The sequence below is a fragment of the Chloroflexota bacterium genome (assembly GCA_040902225.1).
Taxonomy (GTDB): Bacteria; Chloroflexota; Limnocylindria; order QHBO01; family QHBO01; genus CF-167.
Genome location: JBBDXT010000004.1, coordinates 579,933 through 598,911 on the forward strand (window position 1 = coordinate 579,933; position 18,979 = coordinate 598,911).

General features: G+C 68.8%; 20 protein-coding genes and 1 tRNA gene. 16 read left to right on the forward strand and 5 right to left on the reverse strand.

Annotation, left to right across the window (positions count from 1 at the left end; translation table 11 throughout):
- Positions 1–25 precede the first annotated feature (25 nt).
- Positions 26–652, reverse strand: coding sequence for a helix-turn-helix transcriptional regulator (locus tag WEB29_05160; protein MEX2136339.1), 627 nt, complete (start codon positions 650–652; stop codon positions 26–28).
- 117 nt (positions 653–769) lie between these two features.
- On the reverse strand, positions 770–2,050 hold the full coding sequence (locus WEB29_05165) for a glycosyltransferase family 4 protein (GenBank protein ID MEX2136340.1): 1,281 nt from the start codon (positions 2,048–2,050) through the stop codon (positions 770–772).
- A 30-nt stretch (positions 2,051–2,080) separates the two neighbouring features.
- On the opposite strand from WEB29_05165, the gene der reads away from it, so the two are divergent.
- From der to WEB29_05195, 6 genes are all read left to right on the forward strand, one after another.
- A complete protein-coding gene (der, locus tag WEB29_05170; protein ID MEX2136341.1) occupies positions 2,081–3,523 on the forward strand; it encodes a ribosome biogenesis GTPase Der in 1,443 nt (480 codons plus the stop codon).
- A 2-nt stretch (positions 3,524–3,525) separates the two neighbouring features.
- A complete protein-coding gene (locus WEB29_05175) occupies positions 3,526–4,740 on the forward strand; it encodes a TRC40/GET3/ArsA family transport-energizing ATPase (protein ID MEX2136342.1) in 1,215 nt (404 codons plus the stop codon).
- Positions 4,724–5,002, forward strand: coding sequence for a hypothetical protein (locus tag WEB29_05180; protein MEX2136343.1), 279 nt, complete (start codon positions 4,724–4,726; stop codon positions 5,000–5,002). The genes WEB29_05175 and WEB29_05180 overlap by 17 nt, the downstream gene beginning before the upstream one ends.
- Positions 4,999–6,009 (forward strand): NAD(P)H-dependent glycerol-3-phosphate dehydrogenase, encoded by a 1,011-nt coding sequence (locus WEB29_05185; GenBank protein ID MEX2136344.1) that lies wholly within the window; start codon positions 4,999–5,001, stop codon positions 6,007–6,009. The genes WEB29_05180 and WEB29_05185 overlap by 4 nt, the downstream gene beginning before the upstream one ends.
- Positions 6,010–6,030: 21 nt before the next feature.
- On the forward strand, positions 6,031–6,981 hold the full coding sequence (gene speB / locus WEB29_05190; protein MEX2136345.1) for an agmatinase: 951 nt from the start codon (positions 6,031–6,033) through the stop codon (positions 6,979–6,981).
- Positions 6,982–7,466: 485 nt separating this feature from the next.
- Positions 7,467–7,543 (forward strand) — tRNA-Pro (locus WEB29_05195).
- A gap of 13 nt (positions 7,544–7,556) precedes the next feature.
- Here WEB29_05195 and WEB29_05200 read toward each other — a convergent pair.
- Together WEB29_05200 and WEB29_05205 are read right to left on the reverse strand one after the other, a co-directional pair.
- Positions 7,557–7,745: a hypothetical protein gene (locus WEB29_05200; protein MEX2136346.1), complete on the reverse strand. Its 189-nt coding sequence runs from the start codon at positions 7,743–7,745 to the stop codon at positions 7,557–7,559.
- A 67-nt stretch (positions 7,746–7,812) separates the two neighbouring features.
- The gene (locus WEB29_05205) at positions 7,813–8,172 is read right to left on the reverse strand and encodes a hypothetical protein (protein MEX2136347.1); all 360 of its coding nucleotides are present in this window, start codon (positions 8,170–8,172) and stop codon (positions 7,813–7,815) included.
- Between the two features lie 299 nt (positions 8,173–8,471).
- Between WEB29_05205 and WEB29_05210 the strand changes: the two genes are divergently transcribed.
- Positions 8,472–8,738, forward strand: a complete 267-nt coding sequence (locus WEB29_05210; GenBank protein MEX2136348.1) for a hypothetical protein — start codon at positions 8,472–8,474, stop codon at positions 8,736–8,738.
- Here the strand turns inward: WEB29_05210 and WEB29_05215 are convergent.
- Positions 8,735–8,938, reverse strand: a complete 204-nt coding sequence (locus tag WEB29_05215) for a cold shock domain-containing protein (protein MEX2136349.1) — start codon at positions 8,936–8,938, stop codon at positions 8,735–8,737. The genes WEB29_05210 and WEB29_05215 overlap by 4 nt on opposite strands.
- 171 nt (positions 8,939–9,109) lie before the next feature.
- Between WEB29_05215 and WEB29_05220 the strand changes: the two genes are divergently transcribed.
- From WEB29_05220 to WEB29_05260, 9 genes are all read left to right on the forward strand, one after another.
- Entirely contained in the window at positions 9,110–9,382 is a 273-nt protein-coding gene (locus tag WEB29_05220) for a SemiSWEET family transporter (GenBank protein ID MEX2136350.1), read from the forward strand.
- Positions 9,383–9,391: 9 nt separating this feature from the next.
- Positions 9,392–10,720, forward strand: coding sequence for an amidohydrolase family protein (locus WEB29_05225; GenBank protein ID MEX2136351.1), 1,329 nt, complete (start codon positions 9,392–9,394; stop codon positions 10,718–10,720).
- A 29-nt stretch (positions 10,721–10,749) separates the two neighbouring features.
- The gene (locus WEB29_05230) at positions 10,750–11,133 is read left to right on the forward strand and encodes a phage holin family protein (GenBank protein ID MEX2136352.1); all 384 of its coding nucleotides are present in this window, start codon (positions 10,750–10,752) and stop codon (positions 11,131–11,133) included.
- A gap of 38 nt (positions 11,134–11,171) precedes the next feature.
- Positions 11,172–11,789 carry a DUF1461 domain-containing protein gene (locus WEB29_05235; protein ID MEX2136353.1) on the forward strand — a complete coding sequence of 206 codons (618 nt, stop codon included), beginning with the start codon at positions 11,172–11,174 and terminating at the stop codon, positions 11,787–11,789.
- 21 nt (positions 11,790–11,810) lie between these two features.
- Positions 11,811–12,938 (forward strand): site-2 protease family protein, encoded by a 1,128-nt coding sequence (locus tag WEB29_05240; protein ID MEX2136354.1) that lies wholly within the window; start codon positions 11,811–11,813, stop codon positions 12,936–12,938.
- A complete protein-coding gene (gene glp, locus WEB29_05245) occupies positions 12,931–14,139 on the forward strand; it encodes a gephyrin-like molybdotransferase Glp (GenBank protein MEX2136355.1) in 1,209 nt (402 codons plus the stop codon). The genes WEB29_05240 and glp overlap by 8 nt, the downstream gene beginning before the upstream one ends.
- A complete protein-coding gene (moaCB, locus tag WEB29_05250; protein ID MEX2136356.1) occupies positions 14,136–15,116 on the forward strand; it encodes a bifunctional molybdenum cofactor biosynthesis protein MoaC/MoaB in 981 nt (326 codons plus the stop codon). Before glp ends, moaCB begins: the two co-directional genes overlap by 4 nt.
- A 173-nt stretch (positions 15,117–15,289) precedes the next feature.
- The gene (locus WEB29_05255) at positions 15,290–17,467 is read left to right on the forward strand and encodes a (Fe-S)-binding protein (GenBank protein MEX2136357.1); all 2,178 of its coding nucleotides are present in this window, start codon (positions 15,290–15,292) and stop codon (positions 17,465–17,467) included.
- A gap of 68 nt (positions 17,468–17,535) precedes the next feature.
- A complete protein-coding gene (locus WEB29_05260; GenBank protein ID MEX2136358.1) occupies positions 17,536–18,966 on the forward strand; it encodes an aspartate aminotransferase family protein in 1,431 nt (476 codons plus the stop codon).
- The last annotated feature ends 13 nt before the right edge of the window (positions 18,967–18,979 follow it).

Sequence of the window (18,979 nt, forward strand, 5' to 3'; positions counted from 1 at the left end):
CCTCGTCTCCTTCATTACCCTGGGGTCATATGTGCGGCGGCTGACGTGGCCTCGGTGGGAGCAGCAGCAAGCCATCCCCGTCGAGCGGCATCCCGGTTCGGATCGAGCGCCACACCGCGGCGGATGACCTCTGCAGTACGGGTGCGATTGCCGGGCGGATGGTGGCCAGGACGGACCGCGAGCGGCGCGTCCCCGGCACCGCCAGAACGAGCCTCACCTGCCTGCCGAACTGCTGCGCAAGCGCCGCGCGCTTGAGCTGAGCGGCTCGGAGTTGTGCCTGGAGGTCAACCAGCCCACCCTCCACTTCGATGTGCAGGATCTCGTCGCGTCCCACCAGGACGAGATCGGCGGCACGTCGATCTCCACCGGCGACCGGGTGCTCCATGCGCACGCGCCAGGATCCATCTGTCTGCGCCACGATTGCCTGGACCGCGCCGAGCTGGCCGCGATCTCGCAGCGGGACTCCATCGGCCGGGAATAGCCGGAGGCTCAGATCGTGTCCAGCCGCGGCGGCGAGGGCGCACGCGGTGGGCCAACTTGGCCGCTGCCGCCCATGCTCCACGCGGCTGACCAAGCTCTGGCTGACCCCTGCGAGCTCCGCGAGGCGTCGTTGCGAAAGGCCCCCGGCGGTACGCGCCAATCGCAGTTCCATGCCGAACCGCCTGGCCAGCGACTCGCTTCGCGCACGGCCAGCCCTGGCGTGCCGTGTTGACCGAGGGCGCATCGGCCGAGCATGCGACGGGCCGCTTACGGGCCGCTTACGGACCGCTTACGAGCCGATTCGCCGGGCCTCCTCCGCAGCGGCAGGCGGGGCCGGCTCGAGCAGGCGCCGCAGGCGGCGTCGCAGCAGCTTGTAGGACAGGTGGCGCTGCGCGATCTCGAAGTTGCGACGGGCGATGCGGCGCTGACGAGCCGGATTGGCGAGCACGGCGCGCACCGTCGCGACGGTCTCATCGGTGATGGCGCCGTCGATCTCGATCAGCTCCATGCCGAGCGGCGCGATATCCGCCACGTAGACCGGGTATCGGTTCACGAGCACCGGCTTGCCGTGGAAGACGGCCTCGATCAATGCGTTGCCGAACCCCTCGTACAGGCTCGGATAGGAGATCAGGTCCGCCGCGACATACGCGTCGCCCAGGGTGTGGGCCGGGCCGATCGGGATCCCCTCATGGTCGGGCTCGAACCGATCTGCGGCGTACTGCAGGCGGACGCCGGCACGTGCCGCCTGGAGCTCGAGCTGTACGAGGTACTCGAGTCCCTCGTCGCCGGCCGGGCTGGTGATCAGCAGCACCGAGTCGCGGTCGCCGAGTCGTCCGACGAGGTCGATTGCCAGCTCGATCCCCTTGCGTGGAACGACGCGGGTGGGCTGCACCACGAGCAGTCCGGAGTCTCCCATCCCCAGCTCGCGTCGCATTCGGTTGCGCACCTGCCGGCGGTGGGGCGGCAGCGGCTGGTTGAAGTCGAACACGTTCGGGATGACGAGCGACTCCAGGCCCCGTCGTCTTCGAAGCTGCGCCCCGGCAAGGCTGTTGATGCTGACGTGGCGGACGTTGGGAAGATCCGGAGGAAACGCGCTCTCCAGGATCTCGGGTACGACCGACCCCGCGAACCGATCGCGCTCCCACCAGTAGTCGTGGTGGTGGCCGATGGTCGGGATGCCGATCTGCTCAACCAGCCGGCGCAATGCGACCCCCAGCGGAAGGTGCATCGGGATTGCCCAGGCGTTCTCGATGATGAGCGCCTCGAGCCGGTGGGCGGCGAGCCAATCGCGCAGGGGCGGCAGGAGCTGGCCTGCGAGCCGCTCGATCTCGCCCAGCACGGAGTCCGGGTCGCTGGCGGGGTCGAATGCCGCCGCCGTGACGCGTGCGGCCGGCGGGTAGGCGAAGTGCATGGCGGGGATGAGGCGCGCGTTCGAGCGGAGGGCATCCAGCTCGCCGGCGCACAGGCGCACCTCGTGTCCCAGGCCGAGGAGAACGGTCTCCCACTTGGCGGCTTCGAAGGTGACCCCATCCACCCCGGCCAGCCGGGTTCCAACGATCCCGATCCGCATCCCGGCCATGCTACCCGTACACTCGGGGACATGTCCCTTCCCGTGGTCGCCATCGTCGGCCGCCCCAATGTCGGCAAATCGACCCTCTTCAACCGGCTGGTGGGGGAGCGGGTGGCGATCGTGGAGGACATCCCGGGCACCACGCGCGACCGGGTCTACGGCGTCGGCGAGTGGAATGGGCGCCGCTTCACCGTCGTGGACACGGGCGGGCTGGAACTGGACCCAGGCACCCACATCGAGGAGCGGGTCCAGGACCAGGCCCGGGTGGCGATCGAGGAGTCCGACCTGGTCCTGTTCGTGGTGGATGCGGCGGCCGGCATCGCCCCGCTCGACCACGAGGTGGCCGATCGCCTCCGGCGCGCCGGCAAGCCGACCATCCTGGTCGTGAACAAGGCCGACAACCCTCGACGCGAACACGAAGGCGCGGAGTTCTACGCCCTCGGGTTCGAGCCGACCATCGCCGTCAGCGCGCAGCACGGCCGCAGCACCGGCGACCTCCTCGACCTGGTGGTGGACGCCATCCCCCCGGCGGAGCCCGGCGAGGCGACGCCGGAGGCATCGGTGTATGACGAGGCGGGCCTGGCCGAGGGCGACCTGGCCGAGCTGGCCGAGACTGAGATGGGGCCGCCCCGGGTGGCCATCGTGGGCCGCCCCAACACCGGCAAGTCAACGTTCATCAATCGCGTGCTGGGCGAGGAGCGGATGATCGTCTCCGACCTGCCCGGGACCACCCGTGACCCGGTCGACTCTGCAGTGCTGGTCGACGGCGAGCCGATGATCCTGGTCGACACCGCCGGCATCCGGCGCCGTGGCTCAGTCGATCGTGGCATTGAGCGGTACTCGGTCCTGCGCGCCATGAAGGCGATCGAGCGGGCCGATGTCGCGGTCGTCATGGTCGACGCCACCGAGGGGTACACGGCCCAGGATGCCCATGTCGTCGGCCACGTGCTCGAGGCGAGCAAGGGGATCGTGCTGGTCCTGAACAAGTGGGACGCCCTGGAGAAGGATGGCCACACCGCCGATGAATGGCTGAAGACCCTCCGCCGCGAGGCACCCTACCTCGCCTGGGCCGACATCGTCTTCGCCTCCGCCCAGACCGGTCAGCGGGTCGAGCGTATCCTGCACGAAGCGCGTCGGGTGGCCGAGGAGCGCTTCCGTCGCATTCCGACCGGGGAGCTGAACCGCCTGGTGACCGATGCGGTCCGTGCTCACCCTCCGGCGCACGTCCGCAATCGGCAGCCGAAGATCCTGTATGCCACGCAGGTGGCGATCGGTCCGCCGACCTTCGTCGTGTTCGTCAACGATCCGGAACTGATCCACTTCAGCTACCGACGCTACCTCGAGAACCGGATCCGGGCCGAATACGGCTTCCTCGGCACGCCGATCAAGCTGATCTTCCGGCAGCGCGTCTCCGAGGATGCCGCGCGACGCTCCGCTCGCCCCCGCCGGGTCGTCCGTTCCAGCCGACGCTGAGCATGAAGCCCCGGATCCTCCTCTATACCGGGAAGGGTGGCGTCGGAAAGACGAGCGTGGCCGCGGCGACCGCCCTGGCCTGTGCGAAGCGCGGCTATCGCACCATCGTCCTGTCGACCGACATCGCGCACAGCCTGGGCGACGTCTTCGGGGTCGAGCTCGGGCCGCAGCCGAGGGAGATCTCGCCGAACCTGTGGGGCCAGGAATCGGACGTCTACTTCAACGTCGATCGCTACTGGGGACGCATCCAGGAGTACGCCGCCAGCGTCTTGCGCTGGCGTGGCCTCGACGAGGTGCTCGCCGAGGAGATGACCGTGCTGCCAGGCATGGACGAGGTCGGCAGCCTGCTGTGGATCGCCGAGCACCACGACTCGGGCGACTACGACGTGATCGTGGTCGACGCTGCGCCGACCGGTGAGACGCTGCGCCTCCTCTCCCTTCCCGAGGCGGGAAAGTGGTGGATGGAGAAGATCGAGCCGATCGGGAGGCGGATCACCAAGCTGACCGGACCGTTCATCCAGCGGGTGGTCGGGATGCCGATGCCCGGGGATGAGGTCTTCAATGCGGGCGAGGAGCTCTTCCGCCGACTGGAGCACATGCACGACCTCCTGATCGACCCGGATCTGACATCGGTGCGCGTCGTCCTGACGCTGGAGCAGGTCGTGATCAAGGAGGCGCAGCGCTCCTTCACCTACTTCCACCTCTATGGCTACCCGACGGACCTGGTCATCGCCAATCGGGTCCTGCCCGATGAAGTGGGATGGAAATACTTCCGGGGGTGGTACGAGCGGCAGCAGCGATACGGCCCTATGGTCGAGGAGGCTTTCGCGCCGATCCCGATCCTGCGTGCCCCGTTCCTGGATCGGGAGGTGATCGGGTTGCCGGTGCTCACCGAGCTGGGCGAACAGCTCTACGGCGACGCCGATCCGACGATGCAGTTCTACGTCGGTCGCCCGTATTCGGTGGCGCGCCAGGACGGCGAGTTCATCCTGTCGGTTGAGCTGCCGTTCGCGACAAAGGAGCAGATTGCGCTGTCGCGGCACGCGGATGAACTGGTGATCGACGTCGGTACCTGGCGGCGCAACCTGGTCCTGCCGCGCATCCTTGTCGAAGCGACCACACTGGGCGCCAAGTTCGACGACCATATTCTCAAGATTCGCTTCGCCGCCCCGCAGCGAAGCACGAATGGAGGTGGAAAGCGTGGCAGAAACGGATAACGCGTTGAATGCCGACCTCGAGGCGCGCATCGCCGACCTCGAGCGCCGCATGCCGCGCGGCGAGCGTCGCGAGAGCCTGGAGACGGCCTTCTGGGCAGTGATGCGCAACGTCTTTCCGAGCGAGACGCGCAGCCACATGAAGGCCGCCGGCCGCGAGCAGCTACTCGCCGCCCGGAGCTACCTCGATCACTGGATTGCCAAGATGGAGGCAGCGCACGAAGAGGAGAAGCCGGCGGCGCGCGAGAGCATCGAGGTCGAATGACCGACCAGGTGGGGGTGGTTGGCGCCGGCGCCTGGGGCACCACGCTCGCCATCAAGCTCGCCGCCGCCGAGCGACCAGTCACGCTCTGGGCGCACACCGCCGAAGCGGGTGAGGAGCTCGCCTCCCTCCGCGAGAACCGCCGCTACCTGCCGGGGGTCGTCTTTCCGCCGAACCTGCGGGTGGCGACCGACGATGCGTACCTGGCCGAGCCGCATCGCTCGTTCGTGCTGGCCGTCCCCTCCGCGCACCTGCGTGAAACGTTGCAGCGCCTGCGCCCCGCACTCTTCGCCGAGGCGTCCCTGCTGAGCGTGGTCAAGGGGATCGAGCAGGGGACGCACCTGCGCATGAGCGAGGTCGTCGAGGAGGAGCTGCCCGGCCGTCGGGTGGCGGCGCTCTCCGGACCGAACCTGGCGCAGGAGATCGCGGCCGGCCTCCCGGCGGTGAGCGTGGTTGCCTCGCCCAATGCCGAGCTGGCGGCGGAGTTCGCCAGGCTCCTGGGGAGTGACCGCTTCCGCCTCTACACCAATCCGGACATCGTTGGCGTCGAGCTCTGCGGAGCCCTGAAGAACGTCGTCGCCCTCGCCGCGGGATTTGTCGATGGGCTCGGCTTCGGCGACAGTGCCAAGGCGGGCATCATCACCCGCGGGCTGGCCGAGATGACGCGGCTGGGGGTCGCGGCCGGCGGGCAGCAGCTCACCTTCGCGGGCCTGGCCGGGGTGGGCGACCTGATCGCGACCTGCATGAGCCCGCTGTCGCGGAATCGGCGCGCGGGCGAGCTGATGGCGTCCGGTATGTCATGGGCCGATGCCGCGGGACATCTGAACGGCGTGGCGGAAGGGGTCGACACGGTTCGCGGCGCGCTCCAGCTGGCGGTCGAGTGGGGCGTCGAGATGCCGATCGCGGAGCAGGTCGCCGCGGTCGTTCACGAGGGGCGTCCGCCGATGGACGCCGTCACGGAGCTGATGTCGCGGGTTCAGAAGGATGAGCTGAGCGGCCTCCGGGCATAGGTCGCGGGGTAGACTCCGTCCGTGGCGCCGCGCTATGTCCCCGAGGACTCACTGCAGAGTCCGCGCTTCACCGGTCCCTCTACCTTTGCGCGGCTGCCGCACGTCAGGACAGTCGAGGACGTCGACGTGGCTATTGTCGGCGTCCCGTTCGACACCGGCGTGACGTATCGGGTCGGCGGTCGCTTCGGCCCGAATGCCGTCCGCGCGGCGAGCGTGATGCTTCGGCCATATAACGCGAACCTGGACGTGAAGCCGTTCGAGGTTCTCTCGTGCGTGGACTACGGCGACGTGGCGATCGTACCCGGCTACACGCAGCGCAGCTATCAGCTGATCGAGGAGGCGGTTGCGCCGATCGTCAAGGCGGGAGTCGTCCCGCTCCTGATCGGCGGCGATCACGCCTGCACCCTGCCGCATCTGCGCGCCACGCGATCCCTGGGTCCCGTGGCCGTCATCGATTTCGATGCGCACACCGACGCCTGGGACGGCTACTTCGGCGAGAAGTACAACCACGGCACCTGGATGCGACGGGCGATCGAGGAGGGACTGGTCGACGCCGCCCATTCGATCGAGGTCGGCCTGCGCGGGTCGCTCTACGGCGCCGAGGACTGGACCGGCCTGCGCACCGAGCTGGGGCTGGAATACCTGACGACCGAGGACGTCTTCGCGCTGGGTCCGATGGTGGTCGCCTCCCGCATCCGGGAGCGTGTCGGCGATCGGCGGGCCTTCATCACCTTCGACATTGACGTGGTGGACCCGGGGTTCGCCCCCGGCACCGGCACGCCCGAGGCGGGCGGACCATCGGCGCATGACATGCTGGCCGTCCTGCGCGGGCTGACCGGGATCGACTTCGTCGGCTTCGACGTGGTGGAGGTGATTCCGGCCTACGATCCTGCCGCACAGACCGCGACGTTGGCGGCCAACCTCGCCTACGAGATGCTCTCCCTGGTCGCGCTCCGACGCGCTGGCGCCTGAGGCCGTGCCGGAGGACCCCAGGCTCGAGGCGCAGACCGATGCCACCGGGCTTTGCGTGGCCACAGGGCAAACGAGCGGCCGCCTGCTTCACCTTCGACGTCGACGCGGAAGGCGCGCGTTGCGAACGACAAGGTCCATCGTCACCCGCCCTCCGGAGGTCGCGCCAGCGATGCGACGCGACGCTGCATGATGGCGCCCCTGCGACGCCCGGCGCACGCTCTTTTCGCACGAGAGCGGCTCTGGCACCCAGCTGCGCTCGGCCCGTCCGAGGTTATGGTCGGGCGGACTTGGGATGGCCGTCTGGACGGTCGAGGTGGGCGAAATATGCAGCCAGTGGACTCAGCCTGACCGGTTTCCACCCGAATCACGTCACTGCTAGTCCGCCCTGACATGACGGTGTCTCCGCCAGGCGGCACCCCGGCGCCTCGTCCCGGCCCGTGGCTCGATCCCAACGGACGCATCCTATACTGGGGCGGCGTGGTCGTCGGGGCGTAGCGCAGTCCGGTAGCGCACTTGAATGGGGTTCAAGAGGTCGCTGGTTCGAATCCAGTCGCCCCGACCATCAACCCTGGCTCTCAGCTTGGTGCGTCGGCGAGGAACACGCGCACGAGGCCGTGAAGGCCGTGCTGCTCAAGGACGGAACGTTCGCGAGCCTTGGCGCGACGCACGACGCGGCGCCTGATCACCTCCGCATACTCGGTCGTCGCAGCGATGAGAGCGGCCATGGAGAGCAGCCTGGCGAGCATCACGGTGTCCGCGGTCATGCTTGAAACGATCCGACCTGGGCCAGGCGCCCTCAAGAGGACGATGGTCATGGCCCGGTGAGCGGCCCTAGCTCACGTCCCACATGACGGCGTCAATCAGGGGACGATAGACCGAGTAGCTGAATTCAGCGCCGATGGGGAGATCCATAAACTTGGTCACTTCCCGGTTCAATCGGCCCCATTCGCTCTTCTCGTCGCGGGCTCCTTCGTGCATGGCATCGAAGGTGGCAAACGAGTCGAGCCGCAAGAGCACGCGGTACTCGCCGGCGTGCTTCTCCGAGGACATGGACACGACGTAGGTGCCGAGATACTCAATCCCGGGAGGTACGCTCTTCTTGAGGGCAGCGTCGTTATCGGTGATCCATTTCTGGAACGCTTCCTCCTTGCCGCGCTTGATGTTGAAGCCCTGCTCAGAAATCAACGACATTTGAGAACTCCTTGCTGCCAGGGGGGCACGCGCATCGGTGAAGTATGCGCTCGCGAGCCGCCTTATCCTTCGGGCGGGAGGAGATAGAGGGGAATGCTCAGCATCTCATTCGGCAACCCAGTCGCGGGCCGAATTCGTCCACCCGGCTCGCCGTTCATCGTCGGCATGTTTCGCGTGACCGCGAAGTTCGAGCAGATCGACGACGACCACCCGACACCGCACCAGGGCGTCGACATCGGCGACGGCAGGCCCGGCGGCGAACCGCGAGCCCGGTCCGGGTCGACAACCGCAAGGGTCTGGTGCTTCTCGACCGCACCCGATTCCGGTCCTCCCCGTTCATCGAGGCGGCCAACATCATCGTCGAATTCGCGAAGGATACCGAGGTCGCTCCCGACTTCATCGTGAACGGTGGCTTGGCAAGTGGTTCGGCAAAGTGGTACGGCGCCTGGGGCAAGACGCCGAACGCACGCCAATCGTCCGGACAGCAAGACGCCCGGCCCATGCGGGCCGGGCGTTTGCGAATCGCTACCGAGACGCTCGCGCGCCCCGGTGGGGATCGGTGCTAGGCGGCAGAGACCTTGCCGGCGCGGGGACCGCGCGGGCTGGACTCGACCTCGAAGTTGACCTTCTCGCCACCGACGAGACGATCGAACTCAAGGGAGCGATCGAGCCCGTCACGGTGGAAGAAGTACTCCTTGCCGTCATCGGCCGCAATAAAGCCGAAGCCGCGGTCGGAGACGACCTTCTTGATGGTACCTGCGGTCATGTGGACCTCGTTCTCTTCTCGAAGTGAGCCGACGACGCACGGCCGGCTCGAGAAGGAACCTGACGACCACGCGGGAGACTCCCAAGGGGGGAGAGTGCCTCCAGTCTACCGTGGATCGCCGATTTGTGCTCAGCGACCGCCCAGCGCGGTCGCGTAGGATGGCTGGACCCGATGACAGACGCACTCGGCATTACTGCCGCCACCTACGGCGTCCTGATGGCGGTTTCGCCCCTGCTGCAGATCCGCCGCATGCTCGAGACGCGCTCCTCAGCCGACGTCTCGCTCGGCTACCTGTGGGTGATCGAGATCGGCTTTGGGCTGTGGATCGCCTATGGGCTGTCGCTGCCCAACCTGGCGATCGTGATCCCCAACTCGGTTGCGCTCACCGTTGGCCTGGCCACGATCCTCGTGGCACGCCACTTTCGTGGATCGGGGCCGATGTAGCATCCCGCGGTGGATCCAGCGCTCGCCCTGCCCTCCGGTCCGCCCTACTCCCTCCGCGCTCGACTGCTGACGACGCTGGCCAGTGGTGGCCTGCGCTACGAGCCCGATGCCAGGATCGAGGTGGATGGCGGGGGACGGCTCGCGAAGGTCGAGCGCTGGCATGACGATGCGGACGCTGGGTCGGCGCTGGACCTGCGGCCATGGGTCCTGCTGCCCGGCCTGATCGACCTGCATGCCCATCTCCCGCAGCTGCCCAACGCGGGAGTCGGTGCCGGGCTGGACCTCCTGACCTGGCTCGAGCGATACATCTTCCCGCTCGAACGCGACTTCGACGTCCCGACGGCTGAGCTGATCGCACCCGCTGCCTTTCGCGCCTTCGCGCGGGCCGGCACCACCACCGTGGTCGCCTACGGGGCCCTGTGGGTCGAGAGCCTGGACGCCTGCTTCGACGCTGCTGAGGCGCACGGCATCCGGGCGGTGATCGGCAAGGTGATGATGGATCGGCTCAGCTACGACACCGATCGGGATCCGTCCGAGGTGCTCGAGCTGTCGATGCGGCAGTCCACCGAGCTGTGCGCGAAGTGGCATGGGCGTGACGATGGGCGGCTGATGTACGCCTTCACGCCTCGCTTCGCGGTCAGCTGCTCGGCCGAGATGCTGCGTCGCTCCGCCCTGGCCGCCAGCGAGGCCGGCGCCTACTGGCAGACCCATCTCGCGGAGGACCGCCAGGAGATCGCGGAGGTGGGACGGCTCTTTTCCGAGGCCACCGACTACACCGATGTCTACGACCGGGCCGGCGGACTCACGCCCCGCGCGATTCTGGCGCACGGGATCCACCTGTCCGATCGAGAGGTGGCTCGGCTGGCCGAAAGCGGCGCCGTGATCGCCCATTGCCCCAGCTCGAACCTGTTCCTGGCCAGCGGCGCGATGCCGCTGGCACGCTATCTCGCCGGCGGCGTCCGCGTCGGACTGGGCTCCGACGTCGCAGCGGGACCCGATGCGTCCCTCTTCAGCGTGATGCGCGCCGGGGCATACACCCAGAACGCCCTGCGGGCCGCCGGTCTGAGCGACGCGGCAGCGCTGAGCCCTGGCGACTGGCTCCGCCTCGGAACCCTGAGTGGCGCCGAGGCGCTCGGCCTCGAGGACCGCATCGGCTCCGTCGAGGTGGGAAAGGAAGCGGACCTGATCGTGGTCGACCCCTCGGTGACGCTCCCGCTCGAGGGCGTTGGCGCTCGTGACGAGGAACTACCGGACGAGATGCTCAGCCGGCTCATCTTCCGGGCGCATCCGTCCATGGTCCGCGGAGCCTGGGTGCGTGGGCGTCTGCTGGCCGCCTGATCCGGCTCGCATCGGCTAGGCTAGCGGCCATGAGCATGGACCGAGTCCTCCAGATCCTCATCAACGCGGGGGCGCTGTACGCGGCCGTCTTCGTGGTGGGTGGGATCGAATTCGTCGGCGAGTGGTGGAAGCTGCTGCTGGTGGCGCTCGCCTTCAGCCTGCTGAACACCTATGTCCGCCCGATCCTCCGCATCCTGACCCTCCCGATCAGCGTCATCACGCTGGGCATCTTCCTGCTGGTCATCAACGCGGCGATGCTGCTGGTCACCAGCGCCATCAGCGACCAGCTGACCCTTGGATTCCACGTCGCTGACTTCGGAGCCGCCTTCCTTGGGGCCATCGTGGTCGCGATCGTGGGCTGGATCCTGTCGATGGTGATCGGCGCCGCCCGGATGCCCACCAGGGCCCTCTGACGAGCAGGGCCTCAGGGGGGATCGGCTTCGCTTTCGTCCTGGCGGCCGCGCTGGCGATCGTGCTGACCGGGCCGCTCCTCCTCTTCAACCCGTGGCTGGTCAGCGCCGAGCAGGCGCGCCACGGCGTTCCCCAGTCGCTTGGCACGGATCAGGCCAACGTCGACCGGGTGACGGTGGCCATGCTGCGCGACCTGTTCGTGGACGGAGACTTCGCCGCGAGCCTGGATGGAGACGCCCCGATCCTGGATAACTCCGAGCGCAGCCACATGTCCGATGTGGGGGCCATGGTCCGAATCCTGGCCGGCCTCGAGGTCGCAGCGATCTTCGTCCTCGTGATCACCGCATGGTGGCTGCGCGGCGAGCCGGCGCGCCGCGGCCGGCTCCTCCTCAGGGCGGCGCTTGCCGTCGGCGCCGTCGCACTGGCGCTTGGGCTCTTCTTCGCTGTCGCCTTTGACACGGCCTTTGCGGCCTTCCACGCGCTCTTCTTCCGCGAGGGGACGTGGCAGTTCGGCCCCGAGTCGAACCTGATTCGCCTCTTTCCGGAGCCCTTCTGGTTCGAGACATCGCTGCTGGCCGGTCTCGCGATCGTGCTCGGATCTGGGCTGGCTGCCTGGCTGGCTCGTGGTGGGATGAGGTCAGGCTCGGCCCGGCGCTGAGGCTCGGCTACACTCGCGCGCATGGGCCCGTCGATTCGCATCGGCCGTATCTTTGGCGTCCAGATTGGCCTGCACCCCTCGTGGTTCGTGATCGCCCTGCTGTTGACCTACACCATCGCGGAGGGCCAGCTGCCGGCCGTATACCCGAATTGGGACGGAGTGCTGTACTGGGTCGTCGGCGCGGTGATCTCCCTCCTTTTCTTCGGGTCGGTGCTTGCCCACGAGCTGAGTCACGCCCTGGTGGCGCGCCGTTTCGGTCTCAAGGTCAAGGACATCACACTCTTCATCTTCGGTGGCGCGGCGAGCCTTGAGGGAGAGACGAAGCGGCCGCGCGATGAGGCGCTGATCGCGGCGGCCGGCCCATTGACGAGCCTGGCCATCGGCGCCATCCTGTTCGCCATCGGCCTGGCGATTCGCCAGCCGCAGCTGGGGGCGATCGTGGGATGGCTCGGCTTCATCAACGTCACGCTCGGCATCTTCAACCTGATCCCCGGCTTCCCGATGGACGGCGGGCGGATCCTGCGCGCGATCCTCTGGAAGCTGCGCGGCGACCGAAGCGCCGCGACGCGCAACGCCGCCGGTGTCGGGCGCCTGTTCGGATACCTGCTCATCGCGGGCGGGGTGTTCTTGATCTTCCAGGGGGGAGACGTGCTGTTCACCGGCGTCTGGTTCGCGTTGATCGGCTGGTTCCTCTCGAACGCGGCCGAATCGACCATCGCCCAGGTGAGCGTCGAGCATGCGCTGCGCGGGATCAAGGTTCGCGAGGTGATGGAGAGCGATCCTCCCTCGATCGCGCCCAACGAATCGGTCGCCGACCTCGTCAACGAGCGTCTCATCCGTGGCGAGCATCGGTCGTTCCTGGTGCGTCATGACGATGGGGGACTGGCCGGCATCGTCACCCTCTCGGACGTGCGCCGCATGCCCCGCGAGAACTGGGAGGCGGCCAGGGTGACCGACATCATGACCCGCTACGCCGACCTAGCTACCATCGGCCCCGACGCCGAGCTGGAGGCAGCCCTCAAGCTGCTCCAGGAGCGGGAGGTGAACCAGCTGCCGGTGGTCACCGATGAGGGTCGCACCGTGGTCGGGCTGCTGACCCGGGCGGGCATCCTGCGACTGATCGAGGCACGGATGCGCCTGGGTGTCTGACCCGATGCTCTCCGTCGAGGAGGCGCGCACCCGGATCCTGTCCCGCGTCCGATTGACCGAGCCGGAGTCGATCCCGCTCCGCGAGGCCCTCGGTCGCGTGCCGGCCGTAGCGAGCGTCACCGCCGCGGTTGACGTGCCGCCCTTCGCAAACTCGTCGATGGACGGCTTCGCCCTGCACGTCGCCGATGCCCCGGGTGAGTTGGCGCTTGCCGGCGAGGTCGCAGCCGGGGCGAGCTCGCTGCCGGCGCTGCAGCCGGGCACGACCGTCCGGATCATGACCGGCGCGCCGATCCCGCCGGGCGCCGATGCGGTCGTCCCCCTGGAAGAGGCGGAGATGGTCGGCGAGGATCGCGTCCGCCTGCCGATGATGGAGGCAGGCACCTACGTGCGCGCCCGCGGGCACGACACGCGCCGCGGCGAGCACGTGGAGCTCGCACTCGAGCCGCTCTCCCCGGCGACGATCGGGGTCCTGGCTTCGCTGGGGATGGGGCAGATCGCCGTCCGGCGGCGTCCACTGGTCGCCATCCTCTCCACCGGCGACGAGCTCGTGGCGCCCGGGGGGACACTCGGCCCCGGCCAGATCCACGATGCCAATACCGTGTCGCTGGCCGCCGCCGTGGTCGAGGCAGGCGGTGAGCCGATCATCCTGCCCCGCGTCGTCGACGAGCGCGGAGCGATCGAGGCGGCGCTCCAGGAGGGAGCAGCGGGCGCGGACCTGCTGGTCGTCAGCGGCGGCGTCAGCGTGGGCCGCCACGACCATGTCCGGGCCGGGATCGAGCGACTCGGCCATCTGGCCTTCTGGCGGATCGCGGTCCAGCCCGGGAAGCCACTCGCCTTCGGGTCGATCGGGGATCGACCGGTGATCGGCCTGCCGGGCAACCCCGTGAGCGCACTCGTGACGTTCGAGCTCTTCGTGCGGATCCTGCTGCGCGGAATGCTCGGACTGCCCGGCGACGGACGGCTGCACGTCACCGCGCGTCTCGACGCGACCGTGCCCAAGGACCGTGAGCGCCGGGCGTACCTGCGTGTCGTCCTTCGACCGGACACTGATGGCTGGCTGGCCAGCCCGGCCGGCGGGCAGGGGTCGGCGCAGCTTCGCTCGCTCGCCGCTGCGGATGCCCTGCTGGTGGTCCCGGAGGGGGAGGCGGCGGGAGAGGCCGGCGCTCGCTACGATGCCGTCCTGCTGCGAGGAGTCTCGTGAATCCATCTCACCTGGGCCCGGGCGGCGCGCCACGGATGGTCGACGTCGGGGGCAAGCCGGTCACCGCCCGCCGCGCGGTCGCGACGGCCAGCGTGCGGATGCGGCCGGAGGTGCTGGGCACGCTGCTGGATGCCGGCGGCCCGAAGGGGGATGCCTTCGTCGTCGCCCGGCTGGCCGGGATAGCTGCGGCCAAGCGCACCTCGCAGCTGATTCCGCTGTGTCACCCGATCGCGCTCGACCGGGTCGACGTGGAGCTGACTGCCGAGCGCGATGCCGGAGTCGTCACCGTCCGGGCCGAGGCACGCGCCACCGCACGCACCGGTGTCGAGATGGAGGCGCTGACCGCGGTGAGCGTGGCGGCGCTGACGCTGTACGACATGGCCAAGGCGTTGCAGCGCGACATCGTGATCGAGCACATCGAGCTGATCGCCAAGGAGGGCGGTCGGAGCGGGGCGTGGTCGAGGGAATTGGACGACGCTGCCCCAATCGCGGCCACCGCTGAGCACCAGGCCAAGGTCATCACCTGCTCGACCCGCGCCGCGGCGGGGGAGCGCACGGACGAATCCGGCCCGGCGATCGTCTCCGCGCTGCGCGAGGCGGGCTTCGACGTTGCGCCCGAGCCGATCCTGCTCGCGGACGACGAGGACCTGATCGCCTCGACGCTGGCCCGACTGGCCGATGCCGGGGCGCGGCTGATCGTCACCAGCGGGGGCACCGGGCTGACGCCGGGTGACCGCACCCCTTCTGCAACGCTCCGCGTCGTGGACCGCGAGATCCCCGGCCTGGCCGAGCTGATGCGTGCCGCCGGCATCGCATCCACACCGATGGCCTCGCTGTCGCGGGGCGTGGTCGGGGCCCGCGGGACGACGCTGATCGTCAACCTTCCAGGGTCGCCGCGGGGCGCGATCGAGTCGCTGCAGGCGGTCATGCCGGTCCTGCGGCATGCGCTCGAGCAGCTCGCCGGGGGAGATCACTAGCGCGGCTTGGGCCGAATGCCGATAGGGACCAGGAACGACCGCATTTCCCTCGGCTCGTGTCGAAATATGCCGCCCGCGGCATCCGAATGACCTGCCTCGACACCTCACTGGTCATTGCTAGTCCGCGCGGGCATGACGCCGGGGGAGCCGGGTAGCCGGGTAGCATGGCCGGCATGGAGGTCGGGATCCCGTTCTACCCCCTGATCGTGCTGCCGGCCACCGTCGCCATCGCGCTCTTCTGGCGCCGCGCCGGCCGCCACCTGGCCGTGCTGCGCGCCGGGCGGCCGATTGACCGACTCGACCAGCCCCTGCGCCGAATCTGGGGCGTGATCGTCTACGTCATCGCCCAGCGGCGGCTCCTCAACGAGCTGGGCCCGGGGCTGATGCACGCCTTCATCTTCTGGGGATTCCTGGTCCTGCTGGTGACGACCGGGAACTACTTCACCAACGGGCTGGTGGAGACGATCCTGCGCTGGCCGCTCGGCGGCATCGGCTGGATGGCCGCGGTCGCCATCGCCAACCTGTTCATCGGCCTGGTGCTGGGCGCCCTGGTGTATGCCACCTGGCGGCGGGTGGTGCAGCGGCCCGCCCGCCTGGCCCTGAGCCGGGACGCCTTCATCATCCTGGCCATGATCCTGGGGGTCGTCGTCAGCGAGGTGGCCGGCGACGCCCTGCGCTTCGTGGCCCAACCGGACGATCCGGCGCGCGTGGCGGCGATCCTGGCTGGCCCGGTCTCCCTGGCCCTCGAGCCGATCGGGCCCGATGCCGCCGCGACCGGCTTCGGCATCTTCGCCTGGCTGCACATCGGCTTTGTGATGGCCTTCGGCACGTACCTGCCGTACAGCAAGCACCTGCACATCGTGACCAGTGAGCCGAATGTCTACCTGCGCAACCTCGAGCCGCGCGGTGCCCTACGCAAGATGGACCTGGAGGCCGAACCGGCGCCGGGCGAGGAGCTGGTGTTCGGCGCCAAGGGCCTGAAAGACCTCACCTGGCGGCACCTGCTCGACGGGCTGTCGTGCACCGAGTGCGGCCGCTGCATGGAGTTCTGCCCGGCCTCGATGACCGGGAAGACGCTCTCCCCCAAGCACTTCATGGAGGGCCTGCGCGACCAGATCGTTGCCGCCGAGACCGCCCTGGCGGCGGCGGCCGGTGCGCAGCGCGCGGCGAAGGGCGGCGCATCCGGGGGAGTGGAGGCGTCCGAGAGCGCGCTGAGCCTGGCTCGCGAGCGAGCAGTTGACGCGCTTGCGCTGCCCCTGGTCGACCACGCCATTCCGGAGGAGGCGGTCTGGCAGTGCACCACCTGCGGCTGGTGCGTGGAGGGCTGCCCGGTCCTGATCGAGCACGTCGACAGCATCGTCGAGATCAGGCGCAACCTAGTGCTGGAGGAGAGCCGCTTCCCCAAGGAGCTGAACGCTGCGTTCCGAAACATGGAGACTGCCGGCAACCCGTGGGGACAGCCGCCCAGCGCTCGACTCGACTGGGCGAAGGGGATGGACGTGCCGGTGCTCGGGGCGGACGCCAGCTCGCCGGAGGCCGGTGCCGCCGCCCATCGCGGGGTCCTGTACTGGGTCGGCTGTGCCGGTGCCTTCGACGATCGAAACCGCAAGGTGGTGCGAGCGATGGCCGCCCTCCTCAAACAGGCCGATGTCCCGTTCGCCGTGCTCGGGCCACGCGAGACGTGCACTGGTGACCCGGCGCGCCGGGCCGGCAACGAATACCTGTTCCAGATGCTGGCCGAGGAGAACGTCGCCACGCTGACGATGGCCCACGACGAGCACAGCGTCCGAACCATCGTGGCCAGCTGCCCCCACTGCTTCAACACGATCCGGAATGAGTACCCGCAGTTCGGCCTGTCTGGCGTGGAGGTCGTTCACCACACCCAGCTGCTGGACACCCTGATCGCCGATGGCAGGCTCCGGCCCGATCGCAGCAACGAGGCGGTGGTCGCCTATCACGACGCGTGCTACCTGGGCCGCTACAACGAGGTATACGACGAGGGTCGGCGCGTGGTGGAGGCGGTCCCCGGCCAGTCGGTGGTCGAGATGGAGCAGCATCATCGCAAGGGGCTGTGCTGCGGCGCCGGCGGCGCGCGGATGTGGATGGAGGAGCGTGAGGGCCAGCGGATCAACCATCGCCGCACCGAGCAGGCGCTGGCAACCTCGCCGTCGGCGATCGCCACCGCCTGTCCCTTCTGCCTGGTCATGCTCCGCGACGGCGTGACTGACCTTGACCGCGCTGATGTCGCGGTCCGCGACGTCGCGGAGCTGCTCGCGGACGCGACCGACGCCTGGTCGCTGGAGGTTCGCGATCAGTCGTTGAGCCGCGGATTCCGCAGGATCTGGCCGTAGGCACCGCCGCGGGCGGCCCGGCCCGGCCGCCAATCGGCTAGCATCGGAGGCTCAGAAGGGAGGGACAGGTGGCCGTCGTCGAACGCCGAGAGGTAGATCGCGCCCGGGTCAAGGCGATCGTGGAGCGCGAGGAGGCAGCGTATCGCGCGCGCACGCCGCGCAGCGCCGAGCTCCACAAGCGTGCGCTCGAGTCGATGCCGCTCGGTGTCGCCAGCTCGTTCCAGACCTACGACCCGTATCCGCTCTTCATCACCGAGGGCCACGGCTCACGCATGTGGGACGCCGATGGAAACGAGTACCTCGACTTCGACATGGCCCTTGGCGTGCTCGCGGCTGGCCACTCGCATCCCGCCTTCGTGGAGGCGATCCAGCGACGAGCGGCGATCGGCACCGCCTTCACCTTCCCGATCGAGGAGCAGGTGCTGGTTGCCGAAGAGCTGAAGCGACGCTTCCGCGCCGACCTGGTCCGCTTCAGTAACTCGGGCACCGAGGCGACCATGGACGCCATCCGGGTGGCGCGCGGATTCACCGGTCGCGAGAAGATCATCAAGTTCGAGGGCGGCTATCACGGCCACCACGACGATGTTCTGATCAGCATCCAGCCGCCGCGCGACATGATCGGCGACGTGGATGCCCCCAACAGCGTCCCGACCAGCGCCGGGATCCCACGCAGCCGGATCGCGGAGACGGTCGTCGCGCCATTCAACCAGCCCGAGATCGTGGAGAGCATCCTGGAGCGCCACCGCGGGGAGATCGCCGCGATCATCGTCGAGGCGGTCCAGTTCAATATCGGTGTCGTGCCGCCCGAGCCGGGCTTCCTGGAGCGGCTGCGGGAGCTGGCGACCGCCCACGGCAGCGTTCTCATCTTCGACGAGGTGAAGACCGGGGTCGTGATCGCATACGGCGGCGCGACGGAGTATTTCAACGTCCTGCCTGACCTCTTCTGCCTGGCCAAGAGCATCGGCGGCGGGACGCCGATCGGTGCCTTCGGCGGCCGCGAGGAGGTGATGCGCGTGATCGAGGGTGGTGCCAAGGCGCCGCTGATCGAGACCGAGCTGGCGCACTCGTCGTTCGGCGGCACCTCCCGGGTCGCCCACATGGGCACGATGAACGGCTCGCCGCTGGTGATGGCGGCGGCACTGGCGGTGCTGACCAAGGTGCTGACGCCCGATGTCTACCCACGCCTGCAGGCGATGGGCGATCGGTTGACGGCCGGAAGCCAGGAGATCGTCGACACGTACGGGCTGCCGGGCTACGCCATCAACGTCGGGCCGAAGGGGATCGTGATGTTCGCGCCGCAGCGGGTCACCGGCTATCGCGACTTCATCGGCCTGGATGACGAGCTGTGGGCATCCTCGTTCTGGTTCCTCGCCAACCGCGGCATCCTCATCCCGCCCGCCCCCGACGACCAGTGGACGCTCTCGGTGCAGCACACCGACGACGAGATCGACCGCTACCTGGCGGTCTTCCGCGAATGGGCGATCGAGGTGGCCGGCTGACGAGTCGTGAGGC

Excerpts from the sequence above, each read along its gene's own strand:
- der (MEX2136341.1), top strand. The coding sequence starts at position 2,081 with ATGTCCCTTCCCGTGGTCGCCATCGTCGGCCGCCCCAATGTCGGCAAA.
- WEB29_05240 (MEX2136354.1), top strand. The coding sequence starts at position 11,811 with ATGGGCCCGTCGATTCGCATCGGCCGTATCTTTGGCGTCCAGATTGGC.
- WEB29_05205 (MEX2136347.1), bottom strand. The coding sequence starts at position 8,172 with ATGTCGTTGATTTCTGAGCAGGGCTTCAACATCAAGCGCGGCAAGGAG.
- WEB29_05200 (MEX2136346.1), bottom strand. The coding sequence starts at position 7,745 with ATGACCGCGGACACCGTGATGCTCGCCAGGCTGCTCTCCATGGCCGCT.
- WEB29_05215 (MEX2136349.1), bottom strand. The coding sequence starts at position 8,938 with ATGACCGCAGGTACCATCAAGAAGGTCGTCTCCGACCGCGGCTTCGGC.
- WEB29_05160 (MEX2136339.1), bottom strand. The coding sequence starts at position 652 with ATGGAACTGCGATTGGCGCGTACCGCCGGGGGCCTTTCGCAACGACGC.
- WEB29_05175 (MEX2136342.1), top strand. The coding sequence starts at position 3,526 with ATGAAGCCCCGGATCCTCCTCTATACCGGGAAGGGTGGCGTCGGAAAG.
- WEB29_05255 (MEX2136357.1), top strand. The coding sequence starts at position 15,290 with ATGGAGGTCGGGATCCCGTTCTACCCCCTGATCGTGCTGCCGGCCACC.
- WEB29_05220 (MEX2136350.1), top strand. The coding sequence starts at position 9,110 with ATGACAGACGCACTCGGCATTACTGCCGCCACCTACGGCGTCCTGATG.
- WEB29_05185 (MEX2136344.1), top strand. The coding sequence starts at position 4,999 with ATGACCGACCAGGTGGGGGTGGTTGGCGCCGGCGCCTGGGGCACCACG.
- WEB29_05230 (MEX2136352.1), top strand. The coding sequence starts at position 10,750 with ATGAGCATGGACCGAGTCCTCCAGATCCTCATCAACGCGGGGGCGCTG.
- WEB29_05165 (MEX2136340.1), bottom strand. The coding sequence starts at position 2,050 with ATGCGGATCGGGATCGTTGGAACCCGGCTGGCCGGGGTGGATGGGGTC.